This is a genomic window from Pseudomonas brassicacearum, from assembly GCF_918698105.1.
In the GTDB taxonomy this organism is placed as follows: domain Bacteria; phylum Pseudomonadota; class Gammaproteobacteria; order Pseudomonadales; family Pseudomonadaceae; genus Aquipseudomonas; species Aquipseudomonas brassicacearum_F.
Genome location: NZ_CAKKMI010000006.1, coordinates 1 through 18,086 on the forward strand (window position 1 = coordinate 1; position 18,086 = coordinate 18,086).

Annotated in this window: 13 protein-coding genes and 1 pseudogene; 8 read left to right on the forward strand and 6 right to left on the reverse strand. The window is 53.9% G+C overall.

Annotation, left to right across the window (positions count from 1 at the left end; genetic code table 11):
* The 5 genes and pseudogenes from LQ215_RS03870 to LQ215_RS03890 all read right to left on the reverse strand — a co-directional run.
* Positions 1 to 284, reverse strand: a 284-nt coding sequence (locus LQ215_RS03870) for an OprD family outer membrane porin (protein WP_230147493.1), incomplete at its 3' end; no start/stop codon positions are given.
* 64 nt (positions 285 to 348) lie between these two features.
* Complete coding sequence (locus tag LQ215_RS03875) at positions 349 to 1,713, reverse strand: amino acid permease (RefSeq protein ID WP_068934478.1); 1,365 nt, start codon at positions 1,711 to 1,713, stop codon at positions 349 to 351.
* A 614-nt stretch (positions 1,714 to 2,327) separates the two neighbouring features.
* Positions 2,328 to 2,984 carry a helix-turn-helix domain-containing protein gene (locus tag LQ215_RS03880; protein WP_068934476.1) on the reverse strand — a complete coding sequence of 219 codons (657 nt, stop codon included), beginning with the start codon at positions 2,982 to 2,984 and terminating at the stop codon, positions 2,328 to 2,330.
* A gap of 140 nt (positions 2,985 to 3,124) precedes the next feature.
* Positions 3,125 to 3,451 (reverse strand): annotated as a pseudogene (locus LQ215_RS03885) (helix-turn-helix domain-containing protein); the annotation flags it as partial.
* Positions 3,391 to 3,711 carry a hypothetical protein gene (locus LQ215_RS03890; protein ID WP_068934474.1) on the reverse strand — a complete coding sequence of 107 codons (321 nt, stop codon included), beginning with the start codon at positions 3,709 to 3,711 and terminating at the stop codon, positions 3,391 to 3,393. The pseudogene LQ215_RS03885 and the gene LQ215_RS03890, both read right to left, overlap by 61 nt.
* Before the next feature lie 829 nt (positions 3,712 to 4,540).
* Between LQ215_RS03890 and LQ215_RS03895 the strand changes: the two genes are divergently transcribed.
* The 4 genes from LQ215_RS03895 to LQ215_RS03910 all read left to right on the forward strand — a co-directional run bounded on the left by LQ215_RS03895 (position 4,541) and on the right by LQ215_RS03910 (position 10,963).
* Positions 4,541 to 5,437, forward strand: a complete 897-nt coding sequence (locus LQ215_RS03895) for a LysR substrate-binding domain-containing protein (RefSeq protein ID WP_068934551.1) — start codon at positions 4,541 to 4,543, stop codon at positions 5,435 to 5,437.
* Between the two features lie 167 nt (positions 5,438 to 5,604).
* Positions 5,605 to 8,568: an FAD-binding and (Fe-S)-binding domain-containing protein gene (locus LQ215_RS03900; protein ID WP_230147495.1), complete on the forward strand. Its 2,964-nt coding sequence runs from the start codon at positions 5,605 to 5,607 to the stop codon at positions 8,566 to 8,568.
* Between the two features lie 216 nt (positions 8,569 to 8,784).
* On the forward strand, positions 8,785 to 10,245 hold the full coding sequence (locus LQ215_RS03905; protein WP_068934472.1) for an NAD-dependent succinate-semialdehyde dehydrogenase: 1,461 nt from the start codon (positions 8,785 to 8,787) through the stop codon (positions 10,243 to 10,245).
* Positions 10,246 to 10,471: 226 nt separating this feature from the next.
* The gene (locus LQ215_RS03910) at positions 10,472 to 10,963 is read left to right on the forward strand and encodes an Lrp/AsnC family transcriptional regulator (protein WP_068934470.1); all 492 of its coding nucleotides are present in this window, start codon (positions 10,472 to 10,474) and stop codon (positions 10,961 to 10,963) included.
* A gap of 43 nt (positions 10,964 to 11,006) precedes the next feature.
* On the opposite strand, the gene LQ215_RS03915 is transcribed toward LQ215_RS03910, so the two are convergent.
* Complete coding sequence (locus tag LQ215_RS03915) at positions 11,007 to 11,723, reverse strand: cupin domain-containing protein (RefSeq protein WP_230147496.1); 717 nt, start codon at positions 11,721 to 11,723, stop codon at positions 11,007 to 11,009.
* 424 nt (positions 11,724 to 12,147) lie between these two features.
* Here LQ215_RS03915 and gabT point away from each other — a divergent pair, with 424 nt between their 5' ends.
* From gabT to LQ215_RS03935, 4 genes are all read left to right on the forward strand, one after another.
* Entirely contained in the window at positions 12,148 to 13,440 is a 1,293-nt protein-coding gene (gene gabT, locus LQ215_RS03920; RefSeq protein ID WP_230147497.1) for a 4-aminobutyrate--2-oxoglutarate transaminase, read from the forward strand.
* A 92-nt stretch (positions 13,441 to 13,532) separates the two neighbouring features.
* Complete coding sequence (locus LQ215_RS03925; protein WP_068934466.1) at positions 13,533 to 14,234, forward strand: hypothetical protein; 702 nt, start codon at positions 13,533 to 13,535, stop codon at positions 14,232 to 14,234.
* A 143-nt stretch (positions 14,235 to 14,377) separates the two neighbouring features.
* A complete protein-coding gene (locus LQ215_RS03930) occupies positions 14,378 to 15,856 on the forward strand; it encodes an aldehyde dehydrogenase family protein (protein WP_068934464.1) in 1,479 nt (492 codons plus the stop codon).
* 174 nt (positions 15,857 to 16,030) lie between these two features.
* Positions 16,031 to 18,082: a hydantoinase/oxoprolinase family protein gene (locus LQ215_RS03935; RefSeq protein ID WP_068934462.1), complete on the forward strand. Its 2,052-nt coding sequence runs from the start codon at positions 16,031 to 16,033 to the stop codon at positions 18,080 to 18,082.
* Positions 18,083 to 18,086: the final 4 nt, after the last annotated feature.

An 18,086-nucleotide genomic window follows, 5' to 3' on the forward strand; every position in this document is an offset into this window, starting at 1 on the left:
CCCTTGCCCCCATCCAAACGAGCGCCATAGAGCCCGAACGCGTCGACCCCTATACCTACGGTGCCCTGAGTAAACCCGGAGGAAAACTTTCCGATTACAGCTTGGCCCCATTCGGCTTTGTCCTCTCGCCGATCATCATAGTCTCGGCTGATGTAAGCATTTCGAAGCAATATATTGAAATGGCTATCTTCAACGAATCCAGCTGATGCTGATTGATCGGCGGCCATGACGTGTCCCGCAGCCAGACATCCGAGCAGGGTTAAGCCCGAGCGATAACTCCCCATGCTTTTTTCACCTTATAATTTATAAATATTTATCAGGAAGCAGACTTATAACGTTTTTATTTTCTTATGGTACTGACACGCCACCGATATCGACTTTTGAGGGCTGCCGGTTCAAGAAATACAGCACGGATATAACGACTGTCCAGATACCGCCCGCATAAAGTGAAACCCGAGTCTCTGACTCATAACCCAGCATGAACAATACAAACGCCACAAATAACAAACAAATCGCCGGGGAGATTTTTCGCAACGGCATCGGATAATCATTGATGACACCGGACTTCCTGATTCGACGCTGGAAAAATATGTAGGTCAACGTAATCATTCCCCACGTCCAAGCTACGTTGAAGGCTAACAAGGACATCATGTAGCCAAACGCACGATCTGGAACCGCGTAATTCAGAACCACCCCAAAAGCCATACAGGCGACCGTTGCGAACACCGCACGCGCAGGGATTCCATTGCTACGAACTTTTTGGAGCATTTTGGGTGCTTGACCTTCGTCGGCCAATCTTTTGAGTATGCGCCCACCACTAAACAGAATGCAGTTGAAACTGGAAAGGGCAGCGGTTATCACTACGAAGTTTATAATGCCCGCGGCTTCTTTAATGCCCAGGCGTTCAAATGTTGTAACAAACGGGCTGCCCTGCGTTCCGATCTGATCCCAGGGATAAATGGCCAGAATCACTGCAATCGCTGCTACGTAGAACAGCAGAATTCGCCACAGCACAGAGTTGATAGCCCGCGGGATGGTTTTCTTTGGATCTTCCGACTCCGATGCCGCAATACCGATCATTTCCACGCCAGCGAAGGCATACGCTACGATGGGCAACGAAATCAACATGCCGCTGATGCCATTGGGAAACCAACCACCATGCTGCCAAAGATTGGAGAGCCCCAGCGGTACGCCATTGTTGCCCCAGCCGGTAACAATCATCATTCCGCCCCCAGCAATAAGGGCCAGGATCGTCGCGACCTTGATGAGTGCGAACCAGAACTCGGCTTCACCGAAGGCGCGAACCGCAAGGAGATTCAGCGCACAAATTGATGCGATGGAAAAACAAACCCAAGTCCACTGCGGCACATCAGGGAACCAAGCCTTCATGTAAATACCGACCGCAGTCGATTCAGCGACCCCTACCCCAACCATCAAAATCCAATAGTTCCAACTGGATAAAAAACCCGCATACGGTCCGAGGTATTCGTGTGCATAGGCGGCAAATGAGCCGGAAACCGGGTTATGAACGGTCATTTCACCCAGCGCGCGCATAATCAGGAATATCACACCGCCACTGATGATGTAGGCCAAAAGGACAGAGGGTCCAGCGGACTTAATCGCTGATGCTGACCCCAGAAAGAGGCCGACACCAATGGACATGCCCAACGCCATAAAAGATATCTGGCGAGAGCTGAGAAGTTTATTTGCCATGTTGTGAACACCTACCGATAGCCTAATTGTTATTGAAATTAGCTTTTTCCGCCGAAACGACTTGGATGCCATTTTCGCCGGCTGGCTGCACGCTGAGCCTCCTCACCAGCCGAAGCGGCACCAATGCCTGACTGCCTGTTTGCACCCTACTCTGCTCTGCCTGTTTTCCGCTTCTCCCATGGCCACCGAAACCGATGCACTGCTGCCGTGAAAAACACGCAGCCCCACCATCTCCTCGACTGAATACACCATTCTCGACAAGGTCCACCCAAGCCTAAAATTTGCGTATACGCGAAAACCATATAAAACTACTGGAGAAGATTTTTATCAAGCTTTTTTTGCTAATACGCAAATTTAGCGAAAGTCAGAGGTGCGAAATGGCTGCCCATTCTCGACCCTGCACAGTTCCTTGTGCGGAACGGCTGCATGCCGAGCCCGGTGGCCGGTCTCGTGGGCAACTGACCTCGCGAAACAGATTTAGCTCTGTTCACGGGTCAAGAGAAGGACGTGACGACGCCGTCACAGTCCCACATGGACATGCCTGGAACAGCGCCGCTGCAAACTGTGTGCGTAACGGCGAGAACTAACGATTGGGGAAAGGTCGGTAGCCGTGATCACTCAATGGGAGGCTCATCATGCCCTTTTCGCGCAAGGAGCATGTGGTCGCTTTCCGCTGTGATCACACCGATTATTTTGGCCAACTGCTTGCTGACACTGATGTAGACATGACCAACACGACTGTCAAAATATAGTGAGTCGCCTTTCCCCAGGCGAGTCACTTCACCTGTTTCGAAATGCACCTCAACTGCCCCAGCGAGCACATAGATGAATTCCACCCCAGAGTGCCTGGCGAAGTCTTCTGGGCTATTGATTTTGCGGGCGTGGATCGTACCCAAGACAGGGTTGATGGGCTTGCCACTCACGGCGGTGGCGAGAAACTCATAGGTGAACGAGAGTCCCCTGTAGGCCACGCCTTCCCCGGCCCGAGTTACAACCGGCCCCTGATCAGGTGGCAACGACTCATAGTCCTGGGAGAACAGCGTGCCTATATCCAACTGTAAAGCCTGAGCCAGGGCGGCGACATTTTCATAGCCTAATGCAAGTTGCCCTCGCTCCGCTCGGGAGATAGTGGTGATCGAAACGTTCGAACGCTCCGAAAGCTGAACCAGCGTCCAGCCTCGCTGCTTACGGGCGGTCCGCAGGCGCACCCCGAGGGTTTCGGGGTTCAACAAATTAGGGGTTCTTGCTGCATGGTTAGACTTGCTTTTCACGACACCTCCTGCGTGGGCATCGATTCTATCATTGAAGTCTCACCAAGATGTTAACACTTCGCGTTAACGCAAAAACAGATCAGCACTCGGCCCTAGCACGCTTCCTCGGCAAGTCCAAACCCGCCAAACGATGCCGCAGTTCATAAACGAGCGCTAGCAAACGTTGACTCCTCGCTTGCCTGACTCAAAATCGACAGTGCTCCAAAGGGTGATGAAACCAAATCTTGCGATATCGGAATCAAAGCGATCTGTTGAGCGGTATTAGAGCCTACGCGTTCGTCTCGCGGCGGAATGCCGTAGTATTCGCGATAGCACTTGGAGAAGTGCGGCGTGGAGACGAAACCGCAAATTGAAGCAACTTCGATGATTGAGATCGGCGTCTGCTTGAGTAATTGTCGCGCACGAATCAGCCGCAGCTTGAGGTAATAGCGCGACGGCGAACAGTGCAGAAATTTCTGGTATAGCCGCCGAACGGGAATGCTACTCCCGTTTCTGCTGAGGTAGCAATGTACGAACGAGGCGCATTGCCGTGGGATCTCAAGATCCTCGCTTTAGGGTTTTGGAAGGTCTGAAGATCAGCGGCGATGGTGCGCAGCATGTGCTCCGCATGATATTGCAACGCCAGCATGTCCATCCCCTCAGCCGCAGGCCTCAGCCTCCTGGCGAAGTCCTTCCACTGCTGAAGGATCGGTTCCATGTTTTGTATAATGAAATCAGCCAAGCGCATGTTCTGCTCCGCATTATGCACCCATTTGAACGCTTATCGCTCGGAGTAGGTATGCTAGCCAGTAATGGAATCGTTGCTACGCCAATCGTTCGGTTTGAGACGTATCGCTTTGCCAGTTTTTCAGGTTTAGACAGCGTGCCGCGGCTGTTTTGTACATTTAACGGATGCCTCCTACTGGTCCTCGCTGAACGTTATAAAGAAAGGAAGGGGTAGGTACGAGTTTGACACGGCGAGTCCTCCTTAGAAAAAAGCGTAGCAGTGATGCTCCGTTGGCGGCGATTTCATTCAGGCCATGAGAAATGGCGAAACCAACCATGCGCTGGCCGGTTGTTGTCACAGGAGCGCTCCAAAAGCTGGGTCCTTTCCACATCTTTGACACCTAAGTGCCTGCAACCCCGACGGCATCACTACATGACCATAGAGCACGGGTGTGGCGGTATCAATCAAAGCCGAAACGCCCATGAATGTGGGCGAAAAGTCATACTGGGCCGGCGTTATTGCATGCATATAAGGGAAAACTTCATTGAACGGCCCTTCGCAGCCGTCAACGCGCCGACGTATTGCCGCCACATATCATCACAGTTGCCCCCGTATCAAAGATCAGCATGTAAGTGTCCTGGGCGACATCTAACTTTACGAGTAAAAAGCTATAAAAGTCTGTATCGCCTCTTGTTGCTTCAAAAAAAGTTACTCGGGTCTCGGGCAAAACGATATCACGCAGGGCTGGCCTTACAGAGGTTGTCAGATAGGGCTGTTCAGGTATTAACTAACAGAATCCAACGATTCGACTCAATCGGGGCGCCCAAACTTGAAAATTAGTAAAGAATCGATCTCTAGCACGGACGATCTGAGTTTTTTTAATCGTGTTGCCAATCACGGCACCTTGACCGCCGTCGCTCGAGAACTGGGCCTGTCGCTACCGGCTGTGAGCAAGCGCCTTACGCTGCTTGAGCAGCGCTTGGGCGTGCAGTTGATCAGACGGACCACGCGAAGGCTGGATCTCACACCTGAGGGATTGCTTTATCTGGAAGGAGCTAGACCGATCCTGCGCCAATTGGAAGAACTCGAGAGTGCGTTGGGAAATCGCCAACCCCTGCTAAGGGGAAAGCTGAATATCAACGCTTCCTTTGGTTTTGGTCGGCGCCACGTAGCCCCCTTATTGTCCGCATTCGCCGCAGAGCATCCGGATCTGGAATTATCATTGCAGCTATCCAGTCAGCCTCTCAATTCGCTGGATGAAACTATCGACATCGATATTCGAATCGGCGCCCCCCCTGACTCGCGCCTCATCGCACATCATCTTGTGGCCAACCCGCGCATACTTTGCGCATCACCCGCTTACTTGAAGCGCTTCGGAGCTCCCCGTGCAGTGTCGGATCTCGCACAGCACAACTGCATCGTGCTCAGGCAATATGAGAGCGATTATGCCATCTGGAGATTTTCACGCGCCGGAAATGACTACAGTCAAAAAGTGCATGGCACCCTTTCCAGCAATGACGGTGAAGTGGCGATGCGACTAGCGTTGGATGGCCATGGGTTGATCCTTCGTTCGCACTGGGATGTCCAAGAGCACTTGGCTTCGGGCAAACTGGTGGCATTGTTGTCTGACTACGAAGCTCCGCAAGCCGACATCTTCGCCGTGTACCAACAACGGCGTCATGTACCTCAACGTATTCGCGAATTTACCCGCTTCCTTGCACAAAAACTCACAGAGCGCCTCCGTTGATATCACTTCACAGCGTTTGATGCCCAATGAACCTGTATCCAGGGCGCTCAAACGCACCTGTAATCATTATTAACTTAAATTCAATATTGGCTTTCTTTCCAGACCAATTACCAGATCGCGGCAATTCAATAGACTGAGGCGTCAGAAGAGCAATCATCAGGTGCCCCATGAACCCAACGATCCGCCACAATGCTGAACATCAGGCCCAGCGTAAAGACACGCAAACCGAACAACAGGGTGGACCGAGCATTGAACTCAATAAGCTGTTGGCATTTCGCGAGCAGTTGGGGACCCAGACCACTGCCGAGATTCGGTTTGACGCGGCCACAAGGGCAGTTTATGCCTCCGAAGCATCAAACTATCGTCAATTGCCCATTGGCGTAGTGATCCCTCGAACCATCGACGATCTGATCAAAACGGTAGCCCTATGCGCCGCTGCGGATTTGCCTATTTTGCCCCGAGGCGCAGGTACGTCCATGTGCGGACAATCGGTCAATGCCGCAGTCATTATTGACACATCCAAGCACCTCACACGCATTCATGACGTTGATCCGCTGGGTAAGCTCGCTCGTGTCGAACCGGGAGTCATTTGCGATCAATTGAAGTCAGCGGCAGCAGGATATGGCTTGACCTTCGGACCCGATCCGGCGACTCACAGTCGATGTACGCTGGGCGGAATGATCGGTAACAATTCCTGCGGCGCCCATTCGGTCATGGCTGGCAAGACTGTGGAGAACATCGAGCGGTTGGAAGTACTGACTTACGATGGTGAAAGGTTTTGGGTAGGGCCGACCGACGAAGCAACCTATCAAGCGCATCTGGACGCCGGTGGGCGACGGGCAGAAATCGTCCAAGCGCTTAAGACGTTGGTGGATGAAAACCTTGAAGCTATTCGCACTGGTTTTCCAAAATTGAAGCGTCGGGTATCAGGCTATAACCTGGATCAACTGCTGCCTGAAAACGCTTTTAATATTGCGCGTGCCTTAGTTGGAGTTGAGGGTACCTGCATCACGGTACTACAGGCAGAAACGACGCTGGTTAAGAATCCTGGCCATCGGGTATTGGTGGTGTTTGGCTTCGCTGACATTGTTTTAGCCGCTGACTCGGTGCCCCAGTTGTTACCCCTGAATCCTATTGCGATGGAAGGGCTGGACGAGGGAATTATCGGCGGACTGCGTGTGCGAGGTATGAAACTGGAGGACATCGCCGAACTGCCGGAGGGTAATGCTTGGTTGATGGTTGAGTTTGGATCAGACTCGATGGAAGGCGCAATGCAGGCGGCGCAAAACGCCGTGGATATTTGTATGAGTCTGCCCGGGGCGCCAAGCGTTAGATTGATCGGCGATAAAGTCCTGATGAACCGTATTTGGACCATTCGTGAAACCGGTGCATCGGCGACCTCGCTCGGACTAGATCCGCACGAGCCCGATCCAATTGTGGGCTGGGAGGACGCAGCTGTCGAACCTGAACAATTGGGCGCCTACTTGCGCGATTTCATCGCACTGGTTGAACGCTATGGCTACAAAACCAATCTCTATGGCCACTTTGGCGACGGATGCATACATTCGAGAATTACATTCAACCTCAAATCTCAACGAGGCATTGATCAATGGCGCGCCTTTTTGGATGAAGCAGCGCGCCTGGTAGTCAAATATGGTGGATCGCTGTCGGGTGAACATGGCGATGGCCAAGCCAAGGGCGAATACCTGCACATCATGTATTCAGCGCAAGTGATGGAAGCGTTTGGCACATTCAAGCGCATCTGGGATCCGCGTAATAAGATGAACCCCGGCAAATTGATTGATGCAATGCCGGTGGATGCCAACTTGCGCCTGGGACCCGACTATGTCCGACGCAACGTTAAAAGCCTATTCAGCTATCACAAGGATCTGGGTGATCAAGGATTTGCCAGGGAAACAGAACGTTGCATCGGAATGGGCAAATGCCGTTCTCTTGAAGGGGGCACAATGTGTCCGAGCTTTCGAGCGACCCGTGATGAACGTTATTCCACCCGTGGACGAGCACGTTTATTCTTCGAATTATTGAAGGGGGACGTGATTCAAAACGACTGGAACAATACTGACATAAAGGACTCCCTTGACCTCTGCTTAGGCTGCAAGGGCTGCAAGGCAGATTGTCCTACCAATGTTGATATCGCCAGGTACAAAGCCGAGTTCTTGTACCGGTATTATGCCAACCGCAGACGATCGTTTATGGATGCCATGATTGGTCGCATCGGTGAGTGGCTGCCATTGGCAGCGCCGGTATCTTCATTGATAAACCTCGCCATGAGGGCTCGTCCCATACGGGCCCTGGCCAGCCTCTTGGGTCTTGCTTCGGATGTGCGATTCCCGACCATTGCCGCGCGCAGCTTCCGAACCGATGTAACGGCCCGCAGGTTACTAGGCAGTAATGATAAGTCGGCCGCGCGCAACGTACTTCTTTGGGTGGACACGTTCAACAACGGTTTCACGCCCAACGTGCTGGAGGCCGGCGTAGAAGTTCTGGAAAAACTTGGTTTTGCTGTCAAATTAATGGAGCGCCATATCTGCTGCGGGCGTCCCTATTATGATGTCGGATTATTGGATCAGGCCAAAACCAATCTGTCCGCAATTCTAAACCAACTCGAACCCATCCTGGCAGACGATACGCCGATTGTAGTGCTGGAACCCAGTTGCCTCTCGGTTTTTCGAGATGAAATGCCCGGATTGTTCCCAGATGATCCTCGTGCAGCGAAGCTCACGGCGTCTATTGAGACCCTCAGCGAGTTCATTCACCACCAGGGTCTTACGCTACCGGCCCTGTCTCAAGATGTTCGAATTCACGGCCATTGCCATCAAAAGTCGTGCGGCGGGATGGACGCAGAGCAAGAACTATTGAAACAACTGGGTGGCTCCGGAAAGGTGATCCCTGCAGGCTGTTGCGGAGTTGCCGGGGCGTACGGCTACCATAGTAAAAGTGCATCTGTGGCCAGGACGATAGGACTTCAGGAGTTCAAACCACATTTGGACACCCTTCCGCTTGGGACGCAGGTGGTTGCTGACGGATTCAGCTGCCGTGGGCAAATCAGAACCGTTAGTGGACATGAGCCCCTGCATCTAGCGGAATTTCTGGCCAAGGTCCTGAGATAGTTTCCATTAGCTCCCTGGATGCGCTCCTGAGGCGAGGGGCGTATGCCTGACTGTTTAGAACGCAGTGTACGAGCAATAGTCTCAATCATTACAACACAGCGTGCCGTAAAGCCTCGATCTTCAGCATCTTCCGCGCCCACAAGCCCGCATCTCGGCATACCTCTATGTACCAAGGTTCCTAAAATGAGGTCAACCATTTGCTTAAAGGCTTGAACCATGTTGAATACCCGTTTGCGTGATCCCTCCCTTCTTGTTCATAAAGCTTATGTCAACGGAATCTGGATTGATGCCGACGACGGCCGGACATTGCCCGTAATTAACCCCGCCGATGGCAGTGAAATCGCTCAGGTGCCAGCGCTTGGAGCTGAAGAAACACGCCGAGCAATAGTCGATGCACAGAGCAGTTGGACAAACTGGCGAGAAGTACCAGCCGCCGAGCGCGCTCGGCTATTGGAAGTCTGGCACCGTCTGATTCTCGAAAACCAGGAAGACCTGGCGCAGATCATGACTGCCGAGCAGGGTAAACCCTTGGCGGAATCCAGAGGGGAGATCCTGTACGGTGCAAGCTTTGTTAAATGGTTCGCTGAAGAAGCAAGACGAATTTACGGTGACACCATCCCGGCCCCTACCAACGATCGACGTATCCTGGTGCTAAAGCAACCAATTGGCGTGGTCGCAGCTATTACTCCATGGAACTTTCCTAATGCAATGATCACTCGCAAGTGCGCACCGGCACTGGCGGCAGGTTGTACGGTACTGGTCAAACCTTCAGAAATGACCCCGTTGTCAGCACTGGCCTTGGCGGTTTTGGCCGAACGAGCAGGTATTCCGGCCGGCGTCTTTAACGTGCTTACAGGATTACCCGCAGGGATCGGTGGCGAAATGACCTCAAACCCGGACGTGCGAAAACTCTCTTTCACCGGTTCCACTCGTGTCGGCCAGTTGTTAATGAGCCAATGCGCCGCGACGATCAAACGAGTGGCCTTGGAGCTGGGTGGCAATGCGCCCTTCATTGTCTTTGACGATGCTGATCTGGATCTCGCTATCGCCGGAATCATGCAGAGCAAGTTTCGCAACGCTGGTCAAACCTGCGTATGCGCGAATCGTATTCTTGTACAGGACGGCATTTTCGACACGTTTGCGGCACGCCTGAGCGAAGCAGTAGGACAACTCAAAGTCGGCAACGGCACCGAGGATGATGTGACTATAGGGCCACTCATCAACCGTGCAGCTGTCGAGAAGGTCAACCGGCACATCAGTGATGCGCTGGATAAAGGCGCGACCCTACTGATGGGTAACATCGCGGACGCCGAAGATTTGTTCGTCCAGCCTGCCATATTGCTGAACGCTACGGCACAAATGCTGATCGCCAGCGAAGAAACGTTCGGGCCAGTAGCACCTTTGTTTCGTTTCAACGATGAAGACGAGGCACTGAATCTTGCCAACTCAACGCCGTTCGGCCTGGGTGCATATTACTTTACGCAAGATATGCGTCGCGCCTGGCGGGTCGGCGAGCGTCTGGAATTCGGAATGGTCGGCCTCAATACCGGCAGCATATCAATGGAGGTTGCCCCTTTTGGCGGGGTCAAGCAATCAGGACTGGGACGTGAGGGGTCCAAATACGGTATTGAGGAGTTCCTTGAAATTAAAGCTTGGCATATCGGAGGGCTAGGTTGAATCCTCACTTCTCGCCTGTGGTTGTCCACTGTCAGCATGCGACGACTATTTTTGGCCCACTGCCGCACATGAACGATAGCCAACATTAACGCAACTTCCAGAAGCCTGGCCCCTGGAGCAAACCCGGGGCCAGGCGGCAGTTCAACTACCACATGCCAATGATGGCGCGGTAATTGCAAAATCATCAGAAGCTTTCAAATCATTTCTATCACGGGGGTGCTATTCAATGGACGCGGCGACCAGACTCGATCGGCTCGACATCAATATTCTGGTGCAATTGCAAAAGGACGGACGCATGACAAACGTCAGTCTTGCCGAGGCCGTCGGGCTGTCTCCCAGCCCTTGTCTACAGAGGGTCAAACGCTTGGAGTCAGCGGGTTATATCAGCGGCTACGAGGCCCGCGTGGACATGACCAAATTCGCCGACTCGGTGACTGTGTTTACGGAGGTAACACTGTCTGACCACAAGCGGGCAGACTTTGTGAAGTTCGAGTCCTACATACGTGGAATAGACGAGGTTTTGGAGTGCCACTTGATCAGTGGCGGCTATGATTATTTGTTGCGGTTCATGACAAGCAGCATTCAGCATTACCAAGAGTTGATGGAGTCGATTCTGGATCGAAATATCGGTATCGAGAAGTACTTTAGCTACATTGTCATCAAGTCGCCGGTGGTTAAGAATGCTGTGCCACTCCGCATCCTGCTCAAGGCCATCTGAACCACCGTCACGACCGAAATCACCGCCAGCAATGCGTGCCGGATCAAGTTAGCTTGCACCATAGTTTGCGCACTGGCACCTCATTGGTCCAGGCATTGCGGACTCTGGCTGGAACCACAACGGTTTCGCCCGGCACGACTTCACACACTTCACCTGCCACTGGCTGCAAAATGATTTTTCCAGCCAGTACGTGCATCAACTCGCAATAGCCAGGATCAATAGTGGAGCGGGTATAAGGTGTGCTCTCCCATATCCCGATTCGAAGCGCGCCATTGCCACTACTGAAAAGGGTTAATCCAGCTGTAACCGGCGCCTCGGTCATCAGGACGTTGGCTGCAGGCGGGTCATCAGATTCAAGCTTTACTGTCAGATCAAACTTGATCGGTGCCGCAGGCATGTCACCCTCGCTCGCCTTTCCCGGAAAGGCCATGTACATGCGTTGCAGCTCACTATCATGATGCCAGCGCAACGCCAGACCGCGCGGAATGAGGAGCACATCGCCGGCTTTAGCCAAAATATTGAAACCGTTACCTTCGACCCATACCTGGCCTGTCTCTATCAACGTCAGCTCAACCCAAGGAAAATGTTCAATGTGCAAATTTTCTGCATCTGCACGAACAGTGCCGACGATATAACGATGGTCGGCTTCGCAAAAATTGACCGCGCGATTTGCGGCAAATGGATCACCTACCAAAGCCAATTCCACGACAGGTAGCTGACGAGCACTTGCTGGACTGCGGTAATGCAACATAGAGGACATGGTCAACCTTAGGCCTATGGCCAATCGAGGGAAAGATCCGAATGAGTGCCCACCATTATCTACACGCTAGCGCCACGTTTAGTGCTGATTGAAGGAACTCTGGCGCACAACATGCTGTTTTTATCCCCGCTTCTGGCAGCATCTTGTGATGCCATTACGCAGGAACTAAAACCCACACCAGACGATTCCGAACGGTGGGTGTCGTATCTGACGAGATCAGACGCCCACAGGCGATCCCGTTGTAAAGGCCGCTTAAAAAAGCACATATACCTTCAAAGCGCGGCAAAACAGCACGATCAACAAACTCTACTATGTTCAGATATTGGTCACACCGTCTCCCTCTTGGGAGACGCACCCAAGCCCACTTGCAAGACGCAGCGCTCGTGTCCTGCCGGCTGCCTTTGACCCTGCTCTGGAGTTTCATATGAACATCGCCACCCACAACACCCAACGCTTGCTGGCCCTGCGTGATCAGCACGTCCCTCGGGGCATAATCACTGCGCATCCGGTGGTAGCCGCACGCGGCGAAGGCGCGCAGTTATGGGATGTGGACGGTAAACGCTTTCTAGATTTCGTAGGGGGCATTGGCGTTCTCAATACTGGTCATTGCCATCGTCGCCTGGTCGAAGCGGTACGCCGACAGGTAGGGGAAATTTCCCACGCCAGCTTTCAGGTCGCCGCTTACGAGCCATATCTTGAAGTGGTTGCACGCCTGAACCATCTGATCGGTGGCGAGGAACATTTCAAAAGCGTACTTTTCACCTCAGGTGCTGAGGCGGTAGAAAATGCCATAAAAATAGCGCGCAGCCACACTAATCGTCCCGGCGTGATCTCCTTTCGCGGAGGGTTTCACGGGCGCACGTTGTTAGGCGTTACCCTCACGGGCATGAGCCAACCGTACAAACAAAACTTCGGACCATTCCCGTCGGATGTGTTTCACACGCCCTATCCTAACGCGCTACGCGGCATCACTAGCGACGTGGCGCTGGCTGCGCTGGAGGAAGTTTTTGCTACCGACATCGCACCCGAGCGTGTGGCAGCGATTATCTTGGAGCCGGTCCAGGGCGATGGCGGCTTCCTCCCTGCTCCTGTTGAGTTCATGCAGTCGCTGCGCAAGTTATGCACCCACCATGGCATCGTATTGATCGTCGATGAGATTCAAACCGGCTTCGGTCGCACCGGAAAAATGTTCGGATTCCAGCATGCTGATATTCAGCCAGATTTGGTGACCACCGCTAAAAGTCTCGCCGGCGGTATGCCTCTGTCAGCAGTAACCGGACGTGCGCATATCATGGACGCGCCAGCTCCTGGCGGTCTGGGTGGGACATACGGTGGCAACCCCGTTGCCTGCGCCGCTGCATTGGCGGTGATGGATCTGTTCGTAGAAGAAGATCTGCTCGCTCAGGGCGAAAAACTGGCGGCACAACTGCGTGACGGGCTGCTCGAGCTACAGAAGCGCTACACGAGCATCGCTCAGGTACGTGGCCTCGGCTTCATGCAAGCGATCGAAATAACCCATGCTGATACCGCGTTGAGCGCCAACTCAGACCTAACCCAAACGATCATCGATCGAGCCCGAGAGCATGGACTGCTAGTGATCAAATGTGGCGTACATCGAAACGTGATTCGCTTTTTGGCGCCGCTGGTAACCACTGCAGATCAGCTGACTGAAGCCCTGAAAATGCTTGATCGAGCACTCGCCGACGCAGGCGCCTGAGACTTTTCCATATTCCTGCGCCGGTCGCAGGCTGGGCGAGACGGGCCACCGTTCCTGCCCAGCCCATCATCCAGCACCTTATGAGTCAGCCGATGAAGATTACTCAATATAAAGCACTTGGATTTTCCTACTATGGCACTTTGGTAGATCGCAATCGTGGCGTACTCCACGCTTTACGACCTCTGCTGGAGCGAACAGCACAGAACGTACAACCCGACGCGTTGTTACAACTTTATCATGCGTTGATTACGGAGGAGCGTCGCGCATCGCCGACCATTGGCCAACTCAAACTGCAATGCCTTGTGCATGACGCAATCGCCCGATCTTTGGGCATTGCGGTGGATGAAACCGTTGATTGGGAGCAGGCCATGACCTTCGCCAAACGCGTGGACCAATGGCCGCTTTATGAAGATGTACGCGGCGCTCTGCAGTACCTGAGCAAGTTTTATAGATTGGTCGTCGTGATCCCCACCGACCCGAGTATCAGCGATGCGCTTAGCGAACGCTTGCTCCTGACAACTGATATTCAGATTGTTCATCAGCCCGAGACCGGACACCAGGCACTACTGGACGCCCTGCTCGCGGCAAACTTAGACCGCTATGAACTGCTACCTGTCCGCAGCGAAGAAGAGGATGACCCTTGGCGCGACTTGATTGATCAACCTGTGTGCACTTTACGGCGCGACACGCGTCACCCTTGGAACGATACAAATCCATGCACCAAATCCCAGCATTGTGAATTTGCCAGCATGGCCGATCTCGTATTGGCCCACCAGAACGCATTGCGCCTATAAATGGCTGAATCTGGATTTCAGCACAAAGCACCGGATCAGCGCGAAAAATGAACTTTACTGCTACCCGTTAGCATCGACTCAGCAGCACGTGCGGACGGATTATTCTTAGGATGGGCTCTGGTTTTTTCTTTCTGGAGCGCAGCATGTCTTCCTTTGACCCAAAACGTGTAGAAAGCCGCTGTGCGCATTTTATTGGTGGTGTTTACCGCCAGGATCAGGCTCAACTGGAGGTTATCCGGCCGTCGGACGGTGAGCACTATGCCGATCTCCCCATCGCAAACACGACTATGGTAGACGAGGTCGTCGAGAACAGCTGGCATGCCTTCAAGACCTCAGACTGGGCTTCACGCCCACCACGTGAACGGGCTCGCGTGATGCGCCGCTGGGCTGACCTGATCGATGCCGACATAGCCACCCTCGCCCCTCTCGAAGCGGTCGGATCGACACGTCCCTATTCCGAAGTTGTAGCCTTTGACTTACCGTTCGCCGCAGAAGGTCTGCGTTTTTTTGCCGAGTTTGCGGACAAGGTAGGCGGCGAGGTCGCTTGCACGGCCACTGATCATCTGGGTATGCAGATCAGCGAGCCCTATGGCGTGATAGCCGCTATCGCACCGTGGAATTTTCCGTTGACTATGGCCTGCTGGAAAATCGCGCCCGCGCTGGCCGCGGGTAATGCGGTGGTTCTCAAACCTTCGGAAATGACGCCCTTCTCGTGCTTGCGCATGGCTGAGCTTGCTATTGAAGCGGGCATGCCACCTGGCATTTTCAACATCGTCCAGGGCGACGGCCGCACCACCGGCACCTCACTTTGCCGCCATCACAGAATCAGCAAAGTTACCTTTACCGGCTCGACCGCCACTGGCATTTCGATTATGAAGGCTTGCGCCGAGACCGGACCAAAACCAGTCACACTGGAACTTGGCGGCAAGAGTCCGCAGTTGGTTTTCGCTGATGCCCCGGATCTGGCGCGCACTGCTCGCAGCATCGCCAAGGGTATTACTGGCAATGCGGGACAGGTATGCGTTTCCGGCTCTCGATTGATCGTTCAGCGTGCCGCTTACCAGCCGCTGGTTGAGGAAATCGTCCGCGTTTTCCAGGCACTCAAACCTGGACGAACCTGGGATGAGCATACGACCCTTGCCCCAATTATCTCAGCAGGTCAGGCTGATCGTATTGCCGGCATCGTCAATCGAGCGCTAGACGGGGGAGCGCAAGCATTGATTGGCGGCAGATTAGCCGACACCGGGCTGGGCGGTAGCTTCTACCTTCCTACCCTGTTGACTGGAGCGACCGCTGGCAATCCCGCCGTCATGGAAGAAATCTTCGGTCCCGTACTCACCGTCCAGGTGTTCGACGATGAAGAGGAAGGCATGGCGCTTGCCGACCATCCTACCTACGGCCTCGCCGCAGGCGTTCATACCGCGGATCTTGGTAGAGCCTTGCGTGCTGTACGAAAACTGGAAGTTGGCACTGTGTGGATCAATCGCTATGGACGCAGCGCAGACTGGATCATTCCCACCGGAGGCTACAAGCGCTCAGGCATCGGTAAGGATCTGGGACGCGCCGCCTATGAGGCCAATCTGCGCTTCAAAAGTGTACTGATCGACATCGGTCAGTCTTGAAACTTCGCCCTCCAGCAGGCACTGCTGAGAGGCTTGCTCAATACAGCAACTTATCGCTTACAACCGCCCTTAACACAGCGCATGTGCCGTTGGGGCGATGATCTAATCACATTTCGGCGCGGCTATGCTGCCCGCGCCTGACTGATCACCACCGCAGCGATAGAGGGCATTACGATGGGGCTACGCATTGGTGTGGACATAGGCGGCTCGTTCACTGATTTCGCCGTCCTAGATGATGTGCAAGGAACCTTGCGCACGTTGAAGGTTTTTTCTCGTCCTGATAGTCCTGGCAGTGAAGTGCTGCAGGGGATGAAAGGGCTGGCCGAACGCTACGATATAGACCCTCGCGACGTAGTGCATTTCACTCATGGCACGACTGTAGGCGTCAACGCAGTGGTCATGAGAAAAGGCGTTAAACTGGGTCTGATTACAACTCGACACTTCGAGGATGTATTGGACATCGCGCGCTTGAAGATGCCCGACATGTACCACTTGATGTCTACGCGCGCGCCGTCGCTGGTACCTCGTGATCGAGTGTTCGGCATAGACGGTCGGCTTGACGCGCAAGGCCAGGAACAGCTCGCCATTGATCGAAACAGCGTACTGGAAGCTGTTGCAGGCTTGCGCGCCACGGGCTGCGAAGGGGTGGTGATTTCACTATTGCACAGCTATCGAAACCCCGCGCATGAGCAACAGGTTAAAGCCGTCATTGAAGAGCAAATGCCGGGCTTCTTCGTGTCTTGCTCTGCCGACGTCTGGCCCATTATCCGAGAATACGAGCGGACACTGACTGCGGTTATCGGTGGGTATGTACAACCCAAGGTAGCCCACTATCTCGGCTCCCTTCAAGAAGCCCTGCGCGAGGCCGGCATACCGGCTGAATTGAAAGTTACCAAATCCAACGGCGGCATTATGAGCGCCGAAAGCGGAAAGTCTGAATGCGTGCAGATGATCCTGTCCGGTACTGCATCGGGGGTCATTGGCGCTGCCTATATCGCACAACTCTGTTCCCTAAAGAACTGCATGAGCCTGGACATCGGTGGTACCACCGCTGACGTAGCCCTGATCGTAGACGGTCAGCCACAATACGCAACCGGTGAGTACATCGGCGACTACCAAATTCACATTCCTTCGGTATCGGTTTCGTCGATCGGCGACGGCGGTGGCTCAATCGCCTGGGTAGATGATTTTGGTGTACTCAAAGTGGGCCCCATGAGCGCCGGCTCTACCCCTGGGCCTGTGTGCTATGGGCGTGGTGGTACCCAACCGACCATTACAGATGCTTTCGCCGTACTCGGGGTGTTGGGCCAGGCTGAGTTGGGTTACAACGCCGTTACCGTCGACGTGGCAGCCGCTAGCGCGGCGATCGCTCCCCTTGCAAAAGCGCTGGGTGGCGATGTATTGAGCACTGCCGAAGCGATCATCAACGTGTCAGTGTCAGGTATGTATAGCGGTGTCAGTCGCATTGTCTCGCGCTTTGGTATCGACCCGCGGACCTTCGCCCTGCTGCCCTTCGGCGGCGCCGGACCGATGCTCGCGTGCCATCTTGCCCGTGCGCTCAACATGCGTGAAGTCGTAGTTCCAACGACTCCCGGGGTACTAAGCGCTTTGGGCGGCTTGATTGCAGACACTCGCAACGATTTCGTCAAAACCACCTATTACGACGTCTCGGCTAGTAACATCAAGCGCCTCGCCGATGATCTCGAAGCTCTGCAAGTTCAGGCTCGAGAGTGGATTATCAATGAGACCGGCAGCGCCGAGAACTCCAAGGTTCAGGTCTCGGCCGATATGCGCTACAAGGGCCAGTCCTTTGAACTCGATACTCCTGTAAACATTGAAGCACTGCAACGCGGTGATGTCGCCGGGTTCAATGCAGCGTTCCACAATGAGCATACTCGTGTATATGGCCACTGTGACGTCGACGCTGCGGTGCAGGTTGTGTCATTACGATTGGTGATCAGCGCTGACACGCCCAAGCCGCGACTGCAACTCATAGCTGAAGGCCAAGGTGAACCGACCATAACCCGACATATCAAGGTCTGGCTCGACGGGGCATACCATCAAGCGCCGCTATACCTGCGTCATGACCTGCTGGCCGGCCATACCTTCGAAGGGCCTGCTGTGATCGCCCAAGACGACACGACGACCTGCGTACTGCCCGGCTTCACCGGCCGAGTGGACGTATACGGCACCCTTATTCTTACCAACGCGCACGTCGGGGACTGAGCCA